Here is a 17,139-nt window from a genome sequence, read left to right as displayed (position 1 = left end):
GACCCTAGCGGCGTCCGTGGACGCGACGCAAGAGTCCGCCGTCCGCCCTGTGGACCGGCCCTCGGTGCGGGCATGATGGCCCGATGAAGGTCTCGCGCCGCAGCCAGGTCCCGCCGTTCGCCGTCATGGAGGTGCTCGCCGCGGCGAACGCCCGCCGTGCCGCCGGGCACGACGTGCTCAGCCTCTGCGCGGGCGAACCGTCCACCGGGGCGTCCGACGTCGTGCGCGAACGTGCCGCCGACCTGCTGCGCACCGCCGACCTCGGGTACACCGAGGCGCGCGGCGTCCCCGCGCTGCGCGCGCAGATCGCCGACCACTACCGGCGGTGGTACGACGTCGAGGTCGACCCGGGGCGCATCGCCGTCACCACCGGGTCCAGCGGCGGGTTCGTGCTGACGTTCCTCGCGGCGTTCGACGTCGGTGACCGCGTCGCGCTCGCCCGCCCCGGCTACCCGGCGTACAAGAACATCCTGGCGGCGCTGGGCTGCGAGGTCGTCGAGCTCGACTGCGGGCCGGAGACCCGGTACCAGCCGACCGTTCCGCAGCTCATGGAGGCCTACTACGGCGGCGGGCTGGACGGCCTGATCGTGGCCTCCCCCGCCAACCCGACCGGCACGATGATCCCGCCGGCGGAGCTGGAGGCGCTGACCGCCTGGTGCTTCGAGCACGACGTCCGCCTCGTCAGCGACGAGATCTACCACGGCATCGCGTACGGCGACGACGTCGCCCAGGCGACCGCGGCGTCGTCCACCGACCGGGGCGCCGTCGTCGTGAACTCGTTCTCGAAGTACTGGGCGATGACGGGATGGCGGCTGGGCTGGCTGGTGCTGCCCGACGACCTGGTCGCCCCGGTGGACGCGCTGGCCGGCAACGTGGCCCTCTCTCCCCCGGCGCTGGCGCAGCACGCGGGGATCGCGGCCTTCTCCGCCGAGGCCTACCGTGCGGCGGCCGACAACGTGGCCCGCTACGCCACGTCGCGCGCCGCGCTCCTCGACCGGCTCGACGAGCTGGGCTGGCGCCCGGTCGCACCGGCCGACGGGGCGTTCTACCTGTACGGCAACATCGCGTCGACCGGGCTGGACGCGGTGACGTACTGCGCCCGGCTGCTGGCCGAGGCGGACGTCGCCGTGACGCCGGGCACGGACTTCGACGGCGAGCGCGGCCGGGACTGGGTGCGCCTGTCGTTCGCGGCGGCGCCCGACGTCGTCACCCGGGCCGTGGACCGGATCGTGGCCTGGCAGCGGACCCTGTAGCGGCCGACGGCCCGGGGCGTCGGCCGGTCACGCACGCGGGCCCCGTCGAGGAGTCTCGACGGGGCCCGCGGGACGAGCGCCGAGGTGCCCGGCGGGGCCGGCGAGCGCCGAGGTGCCGGCGGGGCCGGCGAGCGCCGAGTGCTGTCAGCGCAGCCCGGCGACGACGCGCAGGTCGGCGTGCGCGGCGGCCGGACGCACCTCGCGGTGCTCGACGACCGGAGCGGTCATGCCGGGCAGCGGCGACTCGACGAGCGGCAGGTGCACCGGGCGCAGGCGCGGCCGGGCTTTCCGCCGGGCCTTGGCGATGACCAGGAGCGCCTGGGCGCCGATGACCATCCAGGCGATGTTCGCCGCGACGGACGGCCACACGCCGTTGACCGCCGCGACGAGGAACATCAGCGAGGTCGCGCACAGGTTGGCGAGCTGGAACTGCAGCGAGTTGGGCGACCAGCGACCCTGGGAGACCATCGCATAGGCGACAAGACCCACCAGCGCGCCGACCCATCCCAGAGCAGTGATCACGAACATCAGGGCGTGCGACATGCGAGCCTCCTCCACAGGGGTGTCGGGATGGTGCAGCGATCCGCGTACACCGAGATGAGCGCCCGGACGGCAGATGGATGCCGCGGGCGCAGACACCATCCTGAAGCACAACCTTGCTTCAGCGCAATCGAACGCAACTATCAAAGCCGGTTAGTATTTCTACATGGCTACCGACCCACGAAGACTTGCCTTCCTCCTTGCCGTACACCGTGCCGGGGGCGTGCTCGCGGCAGCAGATCTTCTCCAGGTCACCCCGTCCGCGGTGTCCCAGCAGATCGCTCGGCTGGAGGCCGAGGAGGGCTTCCCGGTGCTCGACCGCGGCCCCCGGGGGGTCAGCCTCACGCCGGCCGGCAGGGTCCTCGCCGACGTGGCCGAACGCATCGAGGCCGAGCTGGTCGAGGCCCGCCAGGAGATCGCCAACCTCGGCGAGGGCATCTCGGGCACCGTGCGCATCGGTTCCTTCCAGTCCGCGATCCGCGCCGTCGTGGCCCCGCTGCTCGCACCCCTCGCCGAGGAGCACCCGGGCCTCGTCCTCGACGTGCGCGAGCACGAGCCCGCCGAGGCCGTCCGCATGCTGCGCGCGGGCGACCTCGACGCCGTCCTGCTGGAACGGGACGTCGACGTCGACGCGCCGGCACCCCGCGGCCAGCACGACGTCCCCCTCCTCGACGAGCCGTGGCGCCTGCTCGTCCCCCACTCCCTGCCCACTCCCGAGCGGCTCGACGACCTGCGGGACCTGCCGTGGATCGGCGCGCTGCGGGGCACGGCGTCGGACCGTGCGCTGCGACGCCTGGGCCGCACGCTCGGCACCGACCTGGCGATGCGCCACGCCTACTTCGACTTCGACACGGCGCTCGCGCTCGTGGCCGCTGGTCAGGGCGTCGCCATGCTCCCGGCGCTCGCCATCGAGCGCAGCACCGTCCCCGAGGGCGCCGACGTCGTGGCGATGACCGGCCTGGGGTCCCGGCGCATCGTGGTCCGCCACCGGGCCACCCGGCACGAGCCGGGACCCGCCGTGCGCGCCGTGGTCGACGCGATGCTCGACGTCACCCGCGACTTCGACCTCGCGTGACGACGCCGCGCGCCCCGGCTCCCCGGCAGCCCGGACGCACCGCCGGGTAGACTGGCCGCCGACAACCGAACAGCCGCTCGAACCGCGACGGGAGAGCCTGCCGGCCATCCGGCAGCGCCGAAGGAGCAAGACCCTCCCCGGGAATCTCTCAGGCCCACGTACCGTCGCGGCGAGGCACCTCTGAAAAGCGGTCCGGCGTCGTCCCACGGGACGACGGCGGGCACACCGACGGGGCACGTCGGCCGCCCCGTGGCGTCCGGCCAAACTCTCAGGTTCCATGACAGAGCGGGGAGGGTCCTGGCCCCACCGACCCTCGGAGCGCTGCTCGTGACCCACTCCCCCGCCGACCCCGACGTCTTCGCCGACCGGCACATCGGCCCGCGCGGGTCCGAGACCGCCACGATGCTGGAACGCCTCGGGCACGACTCCCTCGACTCCCTGGTGGACGCCGCCGTCCCGGCGGCGATCCGCCAGGCCGCTCCCCTCGACCTGCCGGCCGCACGCACGGAGGCCGAGGTGCTCGCGCACCTGCGCGAGATGGCGGCGGAGAACCAGGTCAAGCGCCAGATGATCGGCCAGGGCTACTACCCCGCCGTGACCCCGGCCGTGATCCGCCGCAACGTGCTGGAATCCCCCGCCTGGTACACCGCGTACACCCCGTACCAGCCGGAGATCTCCCAGGGCCGGCTCGAGGCGCTGCTGAACTTCCAGCAGGTGGTCGAGGACCTCACCGGGCTGGAGATCGCCGGGGCGTCGCTCCTCGACGAGGCCACCGCCGTCGCCGAGGCCGTCGCGCTGATGTGGCGGGCCTCGCGGGCGAGGTCCGGCTACGTGGTGCTCGACGCCGACCTGTTCGGCCAGTCGCTCGAGATCACCCGGGGCCGCGCGCGGGCCGTCGGCCTGCCGGTCGTAGTCGTGGACCTGAGCGAGGGGCTGGACGCGGCGCTGGGTCGGCTGGAGTCCGAGGGTGCGCTGCCGGAGGGCTCGCTGGTGGGCGTGGTGGCCCAGCAGACGGGCGCCTCCGGCCGGGTCCTGGACCTGCGGGCGGTGGTCGCGGAGGCGAAGGAGCGCGGCGCCCTGGTCACCGTGGCGACCGACCCCCTGGCCCTGACGATGCTGGTCTCCCCCGGTGAGCTGGGCGCCGACGTGGCCGTCGGGTCGGCCCAGAGGTTCGGGGTGCCGCTGTTCTACGGCGGCCCGCACGCCGCCTACGTGGCCGTCCGCAAGGGTCTGGAGCGCCAGCTGCCCGGCCGGCTCGTCGGCGTCTCGGTCGACGCCGACGGCGAGATCGGCTACCGCCTGGCGCTCTCGACGCGCGAGCAGCACATCCGGCGCGAGCGCGCGACGTCGAACATCTGCACCGCGCAGGCGCTGCTGGCCGTGGTCGCCTCCATGTACGCCGTCTACCACGGCCCGGAGGGGCTGCGGGCGATCGGCGAGCGCGTGCACGGTCGGGCCGTCGCGCTGGCGACGGGTCTGCGGGCGGCCGGGGTGCAGGTCGAGCACGAGACGTTCTTCGACACGGTCCGGGTGGTGGTGCCGGGCCGCGGTGCTGCCGTCGGTGCCGCGGCGGCCGCCGCGGGATACAACCTGTACATCCCGGACGCCGACCATGTACAGATCTCCTGCGACGAGACGACGACCGAGGACGACGTCGCGGCGCTCCTGGGCCTGCTGGACGCCGCACCGGCGGACGCCGCGGAGGACCTGGGGGTCGGGGACGCGTTGCTGCGCTCCACGGGGTACCTGGAGCACCCGGTCTTCCACCGGCACCGCTCGGAGACGGCGATGCTGCGCTACCTGCGTGCGCTGAGCGACAAGGACCTGGCGCTCGACCGGACCATGATCCCGCTCGGGTCGTGCACGATGAAGCTGAACTCCGCCGTCGAGATGGAGCCGATCAGCTGGCCCGGCTTCGCCGACTTGCACCCGTACGTGCCCGCCGACCAGGCACGGGGCTACGCCCGGCTCGTCGACACCCTGGAGTCCTGGCTCGCGGAGATCACCGGGTACGCCGCCGTCTCGGTGCAGCCGAACGCCGGGTCGCAGGGCGAGCTCGCGGGCCTGCTGGCGATCCGCGCCTACCACTCCTCCCGCGGCGACGAGCAGCGCGACGTCGTGCTCATCCCCGCCTCGGCGCACGGGACCAACGCGGCGTCCGCGACCCTCGCAGGGTTGTGCGCCGTCGTCGTCGCCACCGCCGAGGACGGCGAGATCGACCTCGGCGACCTGCACGCGAAGCTCGACCAGCACGGCGACCGGGTGGCCGGGATCATGATCACCTACCCGTCCACCCACGGCGTCTACGAGCCCCACGTCCAGGACGTGTGCGCTGCCGTACATGACGCCGGTGGGCAGGTGTACATCGACGGTGCGAACCTCAACGCCCTCGTCGGCCTGGCCCGCCCGGGCCGGTTCGGCGGCGACGTGTCGCACCTGAACCTGCACAAGACGTTCTGCATCCCGCACGGCGGGGGAGGGCCCGGCGTCGGCCCCGTCGCCGTCGCCGAGCACCTCGCGCCGTTCCTCCCGGGCGACCCCACGCCGTCGGCCACCCCGGGCGTGGACGGGCCCGCCGCCGTCGCCCCGGTCTCCGCGACGCGCCACGGGTCCGCGGGGATCCTGCCCATCTCGTACGCCTACCTGGCGCTCATGGGCCCCGACGGGCTGACGAGCGCGACCGAGCACGCCGTGCTCACCGCCAACTACGTGGCCGCCCGCCTGGCCCCGCACTACCCGGTGCTGTACACGGGTGAGGCGGGCCTGGTCGCCCACGAGTGCATCCTCGACCTGCGTCCCCTCACCGCCGAGACCGGCGTGACCGTCGACGACGTCGCCAAGCGGCTCATCGACTACGGCTTCCACGCCCCCACGATGGCGTTCCCGGTGCCCGGCACCCTCATGGTCGAGCCCACCGAGTCCGAGGACCTGGGCGAGCTCGACCGGTTCGTGGACGCGATGATCGCCATCCGGCGCGAGATCGACGACGTCGCCACCAGACGGTGGACGATCGGCGACTCGCCGCTGCGCAACGCGCCGCACACCGCCGCGTCGGTCATCGTGGAGGACTGGGACCGCCCGTACACCCGCGAGCAGGCGGCGTTCCCAGTGCCCGGGCTGCGTGCGGCGAAGTACTGGCCGCCGGTGCGCCGCATCGACCAGGCGCATGGCGACCGCAACCTGCAGTGCTCCTGCCCGCCCGTCTCCGCCTACGCCGACTGAGAGGCCCCAGGATGACCACGACGAAGTCCCCGCTGCACTCCGAGCACCTCGCGCTCGGCGCGCACCTGACCGAGTTCGGCGGGTGGGACATGCCGCTGCGGTACAGCTCGGACATCGCCGAGCACCGGGCCGTCCGCGAGGCGGCCGGGCTGTTCGACCTGTCCCACATGGGCGGGGTCAGCATCACCGGGCCGGAGGCCGGCGCGTTCCTGGACCACGCGCTGGTCGGCAACCTGTCCGCGCTGCGCGAGATGCGTGCCCGCTACACCATGATCTGCGCCGACGACGGGGGAGTGCTGGACGACCTGATCGTCTACCACAACGCCCCCGGTGAGTACTTCCTCGTGTCCAACGCGGCCAACGCCGACACCGTGCTCGTCGCGCTGCTGGAGCGCGCGGCCGGCTTCGACGTGGCCGTCCGCGACATCTCCGCCGGCCAGGCCCTGATCGCCGTGCAGGGGCCGCGTGCCGAGGAGATCCTGCGGGAGGTCCTGACGGAGGATCCCGAGATCTCCGGCGGCACCGCCCTGGACGACCTGCGGTACTACGCGTGCCTGGGGATGCGGTTCGACGACGAGAGCGTGCTCGTCGCCCGCACCGGCTACACCGGCGAGGACGGGTTCGAGGTCTGGGTGGACGTGCCCCACGCCGTCCCGCTGTGGCGGGCGTTCCTCACCGCGGGGGAGCCGCACGGGCTCGTCCCCGCCGGGCTGTCCGCCCGCGACTCCCTGCGCCTCGAGGCCGGCATGCCGCTCTACGGCCACGAGCTGGACGCCACCACCACGCCCTTCGACGCCGGCATGGGACGCATCGTCAAGCTCGACAAGACGCACGACGACGGCACCCCGGTCGAGTTCGTGGGCCGCGCCGCGCTGGCCGCCCGCCGGGAGAGCGCCCCGGCCCGGGTGCTGGTGGGCCTGCGCGGCACCGGGCGACGCCCCGCCCGCGCCGGGTACGCCGTCGTGCAGCCCGACGCCGACGGCGCCCCGGGCCCGCAGGTGGGTACCGTCACCTCGGGGGCGCCGTCGCCGACGCTCGGGCACCCCGTCGCGATGGCGTACGTGACGCCCGAGGTCTCCGCCGAGGGGACCGAGCTGGCCGTCGACGTGCGCGGACGGGCCGAACCGTTCGTCGTCGTCCCCCTGCCGTTCTACCGCCGCGCCGACGCGTAGCGTTCCCCCGACCCGAGACAGAAGGAGCCGACCATGGCCGACTTCCCCGCGAACTTGCGCTACTCCGTCGAGCACGAGTGGATCGACGACGCGAGCCCCGCCACCGTGGGCGTGACGTCCCACGCCGTCGAGGCGCTCGGCGACGTCGTCTACCTGGAGCTGCCCGAGGTGGGCGCCACCGTCGAGGCGGGCACCGTCATCGGCGAGATCGAGTCCACCAAGTCCGTCTCGGAGCTGTTCTCCCCGGTCTCCGGGACCGTCGTCGAGGTCAACCAGGCCGCGATCGACGACCCCGCGCTGGTCAACTCCGAGCCCTTCGGGGCGGGGTGGCTGTTCAAGGTCGACGTGACCGGCGAGGGGCAGCTGCTGAGCGCCGAGGAGTACGCGCAGCACGCGGGCTGAAGGCCCCCTTCGCGATTCCTGCAGCGTCGTGACCGAATCGTGATGTACGAGTGACGTCATGCTCCCCGCACCGCGTCATACCGCGCTGACCTGCGACGACGCGGCCCGGTCGAGGGACCGCTCCGTCGCTCGGAGGTGACGTGACGCGCCTCCGATGTGGTTCTTCTGCGTGACCCGCGTCATGAATGCCCTCCTTCACGCTCTCCTCACCATGACGGCAGATCCCCAGGCCGACCGGTGGTGGTCGGCGGCCGTCGTGGAGGACTGAACGATGAGTGCAATCGAGATGGACCGGCCCATGATCAACCCGGGCCTGACGCGGCGTGAGCAGGTCGTGCTCTCCAACCTGTCCGAGGACGTCACCCTCGAGCAGATCGCGAGCAAGCTGTTCGTCACGCGCAACACGGTGAAGTCTCAGGTGCGCAGCGTCTACCGCAAGCTCGGGGTCTCGACCCGGGCCGACGCCGTCGCCTGGGCCCAGGAGGCCGGTTTCCGCCGGATCTGAATCCCCCACGACGCGGGCCCTGCCACCTCTCGGGGGATGACGGTGGCAGGGCGCCCGTCGGACGGGACGCCACGGCGACGTGGCGCCCCACGGTGGCAGACTCGCGACCATGACCCGTCGCCTCGTCGTCGCCGCCGCGATCGTCGACACCCTGGAACGTCCCGGACGGCTGCTCGCCGCCCGCCGGTCCAGGCCAGAAGCCATCGCCGGCCGCTGGGAGTTCCCCGGCGGCAAGGCCGAACCGGGTGAGCAACCCGTCGACGCGCTGCACCGCGAGCTGAGCGAGGAGCTCGGCGTGACGGTCACGCTCGGCGACGAGCTGTCCGGTCCGGACGACGGCGGCTGGATCATCACCGACCGGCACGTGCTGCGGCTGTGGTTCGCCACGGTCCTGTCGGGCGTGCCGCAACCCTTGGTCGAGCACGACGCGCTGCAGTGGCTCGACGCGTCCTCGCTGTGGGACGTCGACTGGCTCGACGGCGACGTCCGCATCGTCGAGGCGCTCGCCCACCACCTCCCGCCGAGGTAGGCAATCCTTCCGCGAGGTAGGCGACTCTTCCACGAGGTAGGCGACCTTCTCGCGACGTAGCACGCGGTCAGCCCGTCGGACGGCCCTGCCGGGTGAGGCTCTGCAGCCATGCGTCCGCCTCGCGGTGGCTGCGCAGCCGCGCGACGACGACGTGCGGCATCTCCCGGCGGACGGCAGCCATCCGCTCGGCCGGCTCGTGCCGGGTGCGCCAGGTCCACCGGATCATGTGGTTCGGCTCGGTGAGGACGGTCCACAGGGGCGCCTCCTGGTTGCCCGCCCACAGCTCGGTGCGGTGCGCCCGGCGGCTCACGGTGCGCCGTGTGACCTGCCACATGACCTGCGGCGTCGGTAGGTCGAGCCACGCCAGCACCTGAGCGCGGGCGAGCAGCACGGGCCGGGCCTGCGGGAACAGCCACTCGGTCACCCAGGCGTCCGACGCCGCGAGCGCCCGGACGTCGTCGACGAACTCCGGGCGCGGGGTCCAGTGCGGCCCGTGGTGCAGGGCGTCGATCTCGGTGTACGGCAGGTCGAGGGTGTCGGCGAGCCGCCGGGCGAACGTCGACTTGCCGGCTCCGGGTGACCCGGCGACGAGGACGCGGCGTAGCGGCTCGGACATGTCGCGAACCTAGCGGGCGTCCGCCTGTTCGGCGAGGGCGGCCTGGATCTCGCGGATGTATCCGCCGAGCGCGCCGGAGGTCAGCAACCCGGGTCCCAGGGGTCCGGACGTGCTCTGTCCGAGAGGGGGCAGCTTCCGCAGTGCTCTGCGCACCGGCTCGCTCGTCCGGTCGAGCTGCCAGGCGACCTCGGCGCTGCCCGCCGCCGGAGAGCGGTCGAGGGCGACGGCTCTCGCGGCGTACGCCGCGGCGCCGAGCGCGTGCGCCCCCATGTGGGCGACGGCGGCGGCCTGGCCCGCCGACCGTGCGGCGGCCCGGCCGGCGGGTGAGGTCGCCGAGTGCGCGGCGCGGCCGGCGACGAGCCGACGGCGGATCTCGCCGTCCGTGTCGAGCTCTCCGCGGGCGAATGCTCGGGTGCGTCCGACGGCGTCACGGACGCGGTCGTCGTCGGGGGCCTCCGCCTCGAAGAGGGGAAGGACGCGCTCGGCGCAGTCCGCGGCCCAGGCTGCGACGAGGCGACGGTCGCCGTGGCGACGGTCGCCGTCGCTCAACGATTGCGGGGAGGCCACGAGGCCACTCTGGCACGACGGACCGTGACGGGACGTGTGGGAGTCTCGTGGGGTGACCGCCCACGAGTATCCCGTCGAGGTGCTGCACCTGCTGGTCTCGCCCGAGCACGCCTACTTCGGACGTCCGCGCGACGGCGCGGCGGCCGTGCCGACGTCGGACCGGGACACCGTGGAGGTCGTGGCCGGCCGGGGCATCGTGGGCGACCGGTTCTTCGGCAAGGCCGCCCACATGGACGCGGCTGTGACGCTGTTCGCGGCCGAGGCGCTCGAGGCGATCGCCGAGGAGCTCGGCACCGGCCTGCTCGACCCGCTGCTGACGCGCCGCAACGTGGTGCTGCGTGGCGCCGAGCTGGCGCCGCTGATCGGTGAGGAGATCGTGCTGCGCTCCGGGACCGACGAGGTCGCGCTGCACGTCGGTCGTCCGGCGAACCCGTGCGCGTGGATGGACCGGATGCTGGCACCGGGTGTGCACGCGGCGATGCGCGGGCGCGGGGGAGTGCGATGCATGCCGGTCTCGGACGGGGTGCTGCGGCGCGGCCCGGCGGTGCTGGTCAGTCCGGTGGAGCTCGACCCGGCGCGCGCCGGGCTGCCCGTCCGGCGTCCGCGGCTGCCGTAGGCCTGGTGGTCGACGGGGACGGCTGGTAGCGTCCGGCGGCAACGTGCCCCCCACGGTGGAGAGACGATGCGTGACCGGCTCCGACGATCGACGGCCGCGGCCGCGCTCGTCCTGATCCCGGCGGGACTCGCCGGGTGCACCGCGACCGACACCCCGTCGGGGGCAGCGGTCGACCAGCGCAGCGACCTCGTCGGGACGTTCGAGCCGGCCGACGGCGGTTTCCAGGTGGTCCTCGACGCGGAGGAGTTCACCGCCACCGACGTCCCTGCCGAACTGCTGGGCCACGGCGACCCGCAGGACGTCTCCGGTACGTGGAGCATGCCGGACGGGGAAGGGCTCTTCCTCGAGGTGAAGGATCCGGGGTCGGACGAGCTGGTGCAGCAGATCCCCGTCGACGTCGTCGACGCCGACGAGCTGGTGATCGACGGCGGCACGGAGGGCGCGGTGACGCTGGAGCGCGTGGACTGACGGGGGAGAGCGGCGCGGGACCGGGCTAGGCTGGCCCCCATGAGCGACTTCAAGGTCAACCCGGCACCGCAGAACGACGCCCCCGGCGCGACGCTGGGACGCGTCATCGTCTCGTTCGTCCTGTTCGCGGCCGGTCTGCTGCTCATCGGCATCGGCGCCTCGGGCGGCAGCGACCTCGCGCCGTACATCTTCACCGGTGGCGTCCTGGCGGTGTCGCTGGGCTTCGGTCTCCCGATGATCGGTGCCTCCGAGCGCTGACCTGGAGCGAAGCGGAGCGTGAGGGCTGAGGGACGAGGCACTCGCGCGTAGCGCAGTGCAAGGTCGGCGCGACCGGGAGTACGAGCGATAGCCCGGAGCGAGCTTGCGAGTGCAGGGCGATCGCGACCGAGAGTCCGAGCGATAGCCCGGAGCGAGCTTGCGAGTGCAGGGCGATCGCTGAACGGCGCCCGTCAGGTCGACCTGACGGGCGCCGTCGTGCGTCCGGCCGGTGCTCGGCGGCTCACGCCTCGATCTGGGTCGCCTCGCTCCCGGAGTGCGTGACCTCGATCTTGCGCGGCTTGGCCTCCTCGGCGACGGGGATGGTGAGGGTGAGCACCCCGTCGGCGTAGGACGCGGAGATCTTGTCGAGCGCGAGGCCGCGGCCGAGCGTGACCTGGCGGGCGACGGTGCCGGCGGGGCGTTCCCGCAGGAGCCACTGTCCTTCGGCGGAGCGTGACGTCCGTTCGGCGCGGATGGTGAGCGTCCGGTCCTCGCAGGAGACGTCGATGCTGCCGGGGTCGATGCCGGGCAGGTCGGCGGCGAGGACGAAGTGGTCGCCTTCGCGGAAGAGGTCCATGGGCATGGCGGTCGCGTTCCGCGTGTTGGCGGCGAGCGTCCCGAACAGTCGGTCCATGTCCTGGAACGGGTCCCAGTAGGTAGCCATCGCGCATCACCTCCTCGACGAGGGCCGCGACCGCGACCCTGCACGCGACACGTGCGCCGGACCGTCCGGTGCACGGTGGCTACAGGACAAGAATTAGCACTCTCAACCCGAGAGTGCCAGATCCGCCCTGTTCGCTGTCAGCGAACAGGGCGGATCTCGGTGGAAGGGCTGGTCAGAGCGTCGTGCGGACCGCCTGCGCTGCCGCGACGAGGTTCCGCAGCGACGGCTCCACCTCGGCGTAGCCGCGGGTCTTGAGCCCGCAGTCCGGGTTGACCCACACGACGGCCGGGTCGATCGACTTGACGGCCAGCTCGAGCAGCTCGGTCACCTCGTGCTGCGACGGCACGCGGGGGGAGTGGATGTCGTACACACCCGGTCCGACGCCCCGGGCGTACCCCGCGGCGTGCAGCTCCGGCACGACCTCCATGCGCGAGCGCGCCGCCTCGATCGAGGTCACGTCGGCGTCCAGGCCGTCGATCGCCCCGATGACCTCGCCGAACTCCGAGTAGCACAGGTGCGTGTGCACCTGGGTCGACGCCGCCGCCCCGGCGGTCGCCAGCCGGAACGCCCCGACCGACCACTCCAGGTACGCCGGCTGGTCGGCACGGCGCAGGGGCAGCAGCTCGCGCAGGGCGGGCTCGTCCACCTGCACGACGGCGGTCCCCGCGGCCTCGAGGTCGCTCACCTCGTCGCGCAGCGCGAGGGCCACCTGGTCGGCCGTGTCCGCGAGTGGCTGGTCGTCCCGCACGAACGACCACGCCAGGATGGTCACCGGCCCCGTCAGCATGCCCTTGACCGGCTTCGACGTCAGCGACGCCGCGTACCGCGTCCACTCGACCGTCATCGGCGCCGACCGGGTCACGTCACCCCACAGGATCGGCGGGCGCACGCACCGCGACCCGTAGGACTGCACCCAGCCGAGGTCCGTCGTCGCGAAGCCGTCCAGCAGCTCCGCGAAGTACTGCACCATGTCGTTGCGCTCCGGCTCGCCGTGCACGAGCACGTCCAGGCCGATGTCCTCCTGCAGCGCGACGACCCGCGCGATCTCTTCGCGCATCGCCGCCGTGTACGCGTCGTCGGCCAGCTCGCCCTTCGCCCACGCCGACCGCGCACGGCGGATCTCCGGCGTCTGCGGGAACGACCCGATCGTCGTCGTCGGCAGCAGCGGCAGGTCCAGGCGCTCCCGCTGCGCGGCGACCCGCTCGTCGTGGGCGCCACGGCCACGGTCCTGCGCCGACAGCGCCGCCAGCCGCTCGCGCACGGCGGGCACGACGACGCCGGACGCCGCGGCGCGGTCGGCCAGCGCGGCGCTCGCGGCGTCGAGCTCGGAGCGCACGGTGTCCGGTCCGTAGGCCAGCGCACGCGCGAGCACCGTCACCTCACCGACCTTCTGGTCGGCGAAGGCCAGCCACCGCCGCAGCTCCGGCGTCCGGCCCGCGCGCTCCGCGGCGGGCCCCTCCCAGGTCTCGTCCTCGACATCGTGCGGCACGTGCAGCAGGGAGGTGGACGTGCCGACGGCGAGCGCCCCGGCGCCGAGGCCGGCCAGCGCGTCGAGGGTCTCGAGGCGTGCCGTGAGGTCGGTGCGCCAGATGTTGTGCCCATCGACGACGCCGGCCACGAGGGTCTTCGAGGCCAGTCCGGGGACGGCCTCGGTGGGGACCGCGCCCTTGACCAGGTCGATCGCGATCGCGTCGACGTCGGTGCCGGCCAGCAGGGCGAGTCCGTCCCGCGCCGGCGTCCCGTCGGTGCCGTCGGTGGCCAGCCCGCCGAACGGCGTGGCGACGAGGATCCGCGGGCGCTCCGGCGTCACGTCGAGCCCGTCGTCGGCGGCGGCGGGGGAGAGGTCGGTCGACAGCGTGCGGTAGGCCGACGTGATCGCGGCGTCGATCCGCGCGGGGTCGGCGTCCACGGTGTCGGAGACGAGGACGGGCTCGTCGAGCTGCACCCACGGCGCGCCGACGGCGGCCAGCACCCGCAGCAGCTCGGCGTACGCGGCGACCACGTCGTCGAGCCGGTCGAGCGGGTGGAAGTCCGCTCCGGCGTCGTCCGCGGCCTTGGACAGCGCGAGGAACGTGACCGGGCCGACCAGGACCGGGCGCGTGGTGACGCCGGCCTCCTTGGCCTCGGCGTACTCGCGCACGATCCGGTGGTCGGCGAACGAGATCGGCGTGGTCTCGCTGATCTCGGGGACCAGGTAGTGGTAGTTCGTGTCGAACCACTTGGTCATCTCCAGCGGCGCGTCCTCGCCGCGCCCGCGGGCGACGGTGAAGTAGCCGTCCAGGTCGAGCGAGCCGTCGTCGGCGTCCAGCAGGTCGCGGAAGCGGTCCGGCACCGCGCCGAGCAGCGCGACGACGTCGAGCACCTGGTCGTAGTAGGAGAACGAGCCGGGCACGGAGCCGTCGTCGGGGTCGAGGCCGAGCGCGACGAGACGCTGGACGGTCTCGCGGCGCAGCGCACCGGCGGTCACCTCGAGGTCGACGGCGTCGGTGCGGCCGGCCCAGCGGGCCTCGACGGCGCGCTTGAGCTCGCGGCGACGGCCGATGCGGGGGTAGCCGAGGATCGTGCCGCGGGGGAAGGGGGTCGTGGTCATGAGCACTCCAGAGGTCGGTCGTCCCGGCGCCGGTCAGGCGGGCGCGGGGACGTCGGTCGGGATGCCCGGTACCAGCGGCCGTCTGGCCAGGTCGTGGACGACGTCGGACGCCCCGGTGGGCGCCGCCGTCCGACCGCCGAGGTGGACACCCTCGAGCAGGTCCAGAGCAGGTCGGTACTTGTTGAACGTGTACACGTGCAGGCCGGGGGCGCCGGCGTCGAGGACGCGCTGGGCGAGCTCGACGCCGTACGCCGTCCCGTAGGCGTACTGGGCCTGCGGGTCCGGCTGGGCGTCCAGCGCGTCCAGCAGGTGCTGGGGCGCGCGGACGCCGAGGAGATCCTCGACACGGCGGAGCCGGTGCGGCTCGGTCGTGGGTATCAACCCGGCGAGGATCGGGATCGTCACGCCGGCCGCGCGGGCCTCGGCGACGAAGTCGGTGTAGCTGTCCGCCTCGTAGAACAGCTGGGTGATCGCGAAGGACGCGCCGGCCTGCTGCTTCTCCAGCAGGCGGTGCACCTCCTGCGCGCGGGTGGTGCCGGCCTGGGCGTTGCCGTCCGGGAACGTGGCGACGGCGACGGTCAGGGGCCGGGCGGCACCGCGGACGGCGGCCGCCGGGTCGGCGGCGCAGCGGCGGGCCTCGACCTCGCGCAGCAGGGCGACGAGCTCGATGGCCGAGTGGATGCCGCCCGCGGGCGGCTGCCAGTCCGGCTGGTCCCTCGGCGGGTCGCCGCGCAGGGCGAGGAAGCTGCGGACCCCGGCCTCGAGGAACTCGTCGACGACGGCGGACACGTCCTCGCGGGACGCGCCGACGCAGGTCAGGTGCGCGACCGGCAGGACGGGGGTGCCGGCCAGGAGGGTGGAGACGACCTGACGGGCGGTGTCCCGGTCACCGCCGCCGGCACCGTAGGTGACCGACACGAAGTCGGGGCGCGCGGCCACGAGGCGGCGCGCCGTCTCCCAGAACTTGGGTGCGGCGTCGGGCCGCCGCGGCGGCATGAGCTCGAAGCTCACCGTCGGGCGGGAGGGCACGGGGCGTGCCGGTTCAAGGGATGCCTCTGCGACCATGCGTCACTCCATCGGGCCTGGTGTTGAGCACCTTCGTCCTCGGGAGGCTTCCGTCGGAGAACGGGTTGCTGCGGCGTCGTCGAGCCAGGACTCTCGGCCGCTCTGGATGGCTTGACCACCGACTCTACGCAACGACCACCCTGCGGACAACCGCGATCGGATCGTGAGACAAGAGGTATCAGTGATAACTTTGGGTCATGGTCGATCTGAGGGCCGAGCGCGAGAGGGCAGGCCTGACGCAGGCGCGCCTCGCGGAGCTCGCGGGGATCGCTCCGTCGAACCTGTCCGCCTACGAGTCCGGCCGACGCCCCGCGTCTGCTGCCATGATCGCGCGGATCCGACGCGCCATGGTGCGGCCCTCGGAGCGGCTCCGGGACAAGCGCGACGAGGTAGTGCAACTGATCGCGCGCAACGGGGGCACCAACCCGAGGGTCTTCGGTTCGGTCGCCCGCGGCACGGACACGCCGGCCAGCGACCTGGACCTCCTCGTGACGGTCTCTCCGGACGCGGCGTGGACCTTCGTCTCGACGGCTCGCGAGCTGTCCGAGCTGCTGGGTGTCCACGTCGACGTCCTCAGCGACGGAGGACTCCGGGAGAAGCACCGAGGCGTCCTCGACGAGGCCGTGCCGCTGTGACGCCACGGACACGGAGGTGCCTGGCCGACCTGCTGGACCACGCGGCGGCAGCCGGCCGGCTCGTCGAGCGGGGCCGGGCCGCCTACGACGCCGACGAGATGCTCCGGTACGCCGCCGAGGACCTCCTCATCCGGCTCGGGGAGACCGTCGCCCGCATCGACCGCGACGACCCGGGGTTCGTCGACGCGCACCCACGGCTCGAGCTCCGCCGGGTCAAGGACGCACGGAACCTCGTCGCGCACGGGTACGACGTCGTCGACAGCGCCATCGTCTGGTCGATCGTCGCGACCAACGTCCCCGCCGTCGCGGCCGAGGTCGAGGCGCTCCTCACGTCCGACGGCTGATCCGTAGGGGCCATCGGCTCCACGATCGCCGTTGGTGGGCTATCTCGCGTCACTCTCGGTGGAACGGATGTTCTCGATGGCCGTCATGAGCTCTCGTGCGGCGGGGAGGACGACGACGATCCGGTCGCCGCCCGCGACTTCGACCTCGACTCCTGCGCCGCTGCCCCACAGCAGAGCGGTGACCCCTCCCGGCGCCTTGCGCAGTCCGATGCCGCCGAACCTCGCGGGGGAGAGGCGATCGTGGTGCTCGACGCCGACAACTTCACAACCGCAGACCGTGCGCCGGTAGATCGGCACCAGACGGAAGGTGACGGACGATGTGGCGACGACTACCCGGATCCCGCAAGTCAGGAGGGCGACCGCGATCGCCGCACCGACGGCGATGATGGTGAGAGTGCTGATCAGCAGCCCGGGATCGTCCCGGACCTGCGTCACCAGGAGCATGGCACCAGCCAGCTCGAGAGCCAGGATCAGGAGTCCCACGACTCGGATCGAACGTGGCGTACCGACGCGGAACTCGGTCGGAGTCGTCGTGTCGGCCATCGACGAGAGCGTATCCGGACGTCCAGGTCGAGCACGAGCCCCGCCCCGATCCGTGCCGCCACGCCCCGCGGGCAT

Annotated in this window: 19 protein-coding genes and 2 riboswitches; of the genes, 12 read left to right on the top strand and 7 right to left on the bottom strand. The window is 73.2% G+C overall.

Annotated elements, in window-relative coordinates; translation table 11 throughout:
• Positions 1-83 precede the first annotated feature (83 nt).
• The gene (locus HDG68_RS06380; protein WP_172150415.1) at positions 84-1,253 is read left to right on the top strand and encodes a pyridoxal phosphate-dependent aminotransferase; all 1,170 of its coding nucleotides are present in this window, start codon (positions 84-86) and stop codon (positions 1,251-1,253) included.
• A 144-nt stretch (positions 1,254-1,397) separates the two neighbouring features.
• On the opposite strand, the gene HDG68_RS06375 is transcribed toward HDG68_RS06380, so the two are convergent.
• Positions 1,398-1,796: a CBU_0592 family membrane protein gene (locus HDG68_RS06375; RefSeq protein ID WP_216648133.1), complete on the bottom strand. Its 399-nt coding sequence runs from the start codon at positions 1,794-1,796 to the stop codon at positions 1,398-1,400.
• Positions 1,797-1,959: 163 nt separating this feature from the next.
• On the opposite strand from HDG68_RS06375, the gene HDG68_RS06370 reads away from it, so the two are divergent.
• The 6 genes from HDG68_RS06370 to HDG68_RS06345 all read left to right on the top strand — a co-directional run bounded on the left by HDG68_RS06370 (position 1,960) and on the right by HDG68_RS06345 (position 8,698).
• Positions 1,960-2,868, top strand: a complete 909-nt coding sequence (locus HDG68_RS06370; protein WP_172150414.1) for a LysR family transcriptional regulator — start codon at positions 1,960-1,962, stop codon at positions 2,866-2,868.
• Between the two features lie 78 nt (positions 2,869-2,946).
• A riboswitch (glycine riboswitch) is annotated at positions 2,947-3,042 on the top strand.
• 153 nt (positions 3,043-3,195) lie between these two features.
• Complete coding sequence (gene gcvP / locus HDG68_RS06365) at positions 3,196-6,090, top strand: aminomethyl-transferring glycine dehydrogenase (RefSeq protein ID WP_343037456.1); 2,895 nt, start codon at positions 3,196-3,198, stop codon at positions 6,088-6,090.
• Between the two features lie 11 nt (positions 6,091-6,101).
• Positions 6,102-7,262, top strand: a complete 1,161-nt coding sequence (gene gcvT, locus HDG68_RS06360; protein WP_172150413.1) for a glycine cleavage system aminomethyltransferase GcvT — start codon at positions 6,102-6,104, stop codon at positions 7,260-7,262.
• Positions 7,263-7,295: 33 nt separating this feature from the next.
• Positions 7,296-7,664, top strand: a complete 369-nt coding sequence (gcvH, locus tag HDG68_RS06355; RefSeq protein ID WP_172150412.1) for a glycine cleavage system protein GcvH — start codon at positions 7,296-7,298, stop codon at positions 7,662-7,664.
• 271 nt (positions 7,665-7,935) lie between these two features.
• The gene (locus tag HDG68_RS06350) at positions 7,936-8,169 is read left to right on the top strand and encodes a helix-turn-helix domain-containing protein (protein ID WP_172150411.1); all 234 of its coding nucleotides are present in this window, start codon (positions 7,936-7,938) and stop codon (positions 8,167-8,169) included.
• A gap of 109 nt (positions 8,170-8,278) precedes the next feature.
• Entirely contained in the window at positions 8,279-8,698 is a 420-nt protein-coding gene (locus tag HDG68_RS06345) for a (deoxy)nucleoside triphosphate pyrophosphohydrolase (RefSeq protein ID WP_172150410.1), read from the top strand.
• A 67-nt stretch (positions 8,699-8,765) separates the two neighbouring features.
• Here the strand turns inward: HDG68_RS06345 and HDG68_RS06340 are convergent, their stop codons facing one another.
• Both HDG68_RS06340 and HDG68_RS06335 read right to left on the bottom strand, forming a co-directional pair.
• On the bottom strand, positions 8,766-9,314 hold the full coding sequence (locus HDG68_RS06340) for a P-loop NTPase family protein (protein ID WP_172150409.1): 549 nt from the start codon (positions 9,312-9,314) through the stop codon (positions 8,766-8,768).
• 9 nt (positions 9,315-9,323) lie between these two features.
• On the bottom strand, positions 9,324-9,881 hold the full coding sequence (locus tag HDG68_RS06335; protein ID WP_172150408.1) for a putative immunity protein: 558 nt from the start codon (positions 9,879-9,881) through the stop codon (positions 9,324-9,326).
• Positions 9,882-9,933: 52 nt separating this feature from the next.
• On the opposite strand from HDG68_RS06335, the gene HDG68_RS06330 reads away from it, so the two are divergent.
• From HDG68_RS06330 to HDG68_RS06320, 3 genes are all read left to right on the top strand, one after another.
• On the top strand, positions 9,934-10,497 hold the full coding sequence (locus HDG68_RS06330; RefSeq protein ID WP_172150407.1) for an MOSC domain-containing protein: 564 nt from the start codon (positions 9,934-9,936) through the stop codon (positions 10,495-10,497).
• 66 nt (positions 10,498-10,563) lie between these two features.
• Positions 10,564-10,965, top strand: coding sequence for a hypothetical protein (locus tag HDG68_RS06325; protein ID WP_172150406.1), 402 nt, complete (start codon positions 10,564-10,566; stop codon positions 10,963-10,965).
• A gap of 39 nt (positions 10,966-11,004) precedes the next feature.
• The gene (locus HDG68_RS06320; RefSeq protein WP_172150405.1) at positions 11,005-11,223 is read left to right on the top strand and encodes a hypothetical protein; all 219 of its coding nucleotides are present in this window, start codon (positions 11,005-11,007) and stop codon (positions 11,221-11,223) included.
• Positions 11,224-11,464: 241 nt separating this feature from the next.
• On the opposite strand, the gene HDG68_RS06315 is transcribed toward HDG68_RS06320, so the two are convergent.
• The 3 genes from HDG68_RS06315 to HDG68_RS06305 form a co-directional block, all read right to left on the bottom strand.
• A complete protein-coding gene (locus HDG68_RS06315) occupies positions 11,465-11,887 on the bottom strand; it encodes an Hsp20/alpha crystallin family protein (protein ID WP_172150404.1) in 423 nt (140 codons plus the stop codon).
• 172 nt (positions 11,888-12,059) lie between these two features.
• On the bottom strand, positions 12,060-14,477 hold the full coding sequence (gene metE, locus HDG68_RS06310) for a 5-methyltetrahydropteroyltriglutamate--homocysteine S-methyltransferase (RefSeq protein ID WP_172150403.1): 2,418 nt from the start codon (positions 14,475-14,477) through the stop codon (positions 12,060-12,062).
• A 33-nt stretch (positions 14,478-14,510) separates the two neighbouring features.
• The gene (locus HDG68_RS06305; RefSeq protein ID WP_343037455.1) at positions 14,511-15,506 is read right to left on the bottom strand and encodes a methylenetetrahydrofolate reductase; all 996 of its coding nucleotides are present in this window, start codon (positions 15,504-15,506) and stop codon (positions 14,511-14,513) included.
• A gap of 41 nt (positions 15,507-15,547) precedes the next feature.
• Positions 15,548-15,655, bottom strand: a riboswitch (SAM riboswitch).
• Between the two features lie 84 nt (positions 15,656-15,739).
• Between HDG68_RS06305 and HDG68_RS06300 the strand changes: the two genes are divergently transcribed.
• Complete coding sequence (locus HDG68_RS06300; RefSeq protein WP_172150401.1) at positions 15,740-16,177, top strand: helix-turn-helix domain-containing protein; 438 nt, start codon at positions 15,740-15,742, stop codon at positions 16,175-16,177.
• Entirely contained in the window at positions 16,174-16,521 is a 348-nt protein-coding gene (locus tag HDG68_RS06295; protein ID WP_172150400.1) for a HepT-like ribonuclease domain-containing protein, read from the top strand. The genes HDG68_RS06300 and HDG68_RS06295 overlap by 4 nt, the downstream gene beginning before the upstream one ends.
• A gap of 39 nt (positions 16,522-16,560) precedes the next feature.
• Here the strand turns inward: HDG68_RS06295 and HDG68_RS06290 are convergent, their stop codons facing one another.
• On the bottom strand, positions 16,561-17,064 hold the full coding sequence (locus HDG68_RS06290) for a hypothetical protein (protein WP_172150399.1): 504 nt from the start codon (positions 17,062-17,064) through the stop codon (positions 16,561-16,563).
• Positions 17,065-17,139 lie beyond the last annotated feature (75 nt).

The organism is Isoptericola chiayiensis (assembly GCF_013149805.1).
Classification (GTDB): Bacteria; Actinomycetota; Actinomycetes; order Actinomycetales; family Cellulomonadaceae; genus Isoptericola; species Isoptericola chiayiensis.
Note: the sequence above shows the minus strand (reverse complement) of the source record. Positions and strands in the feature narration are given on the sequence as shown.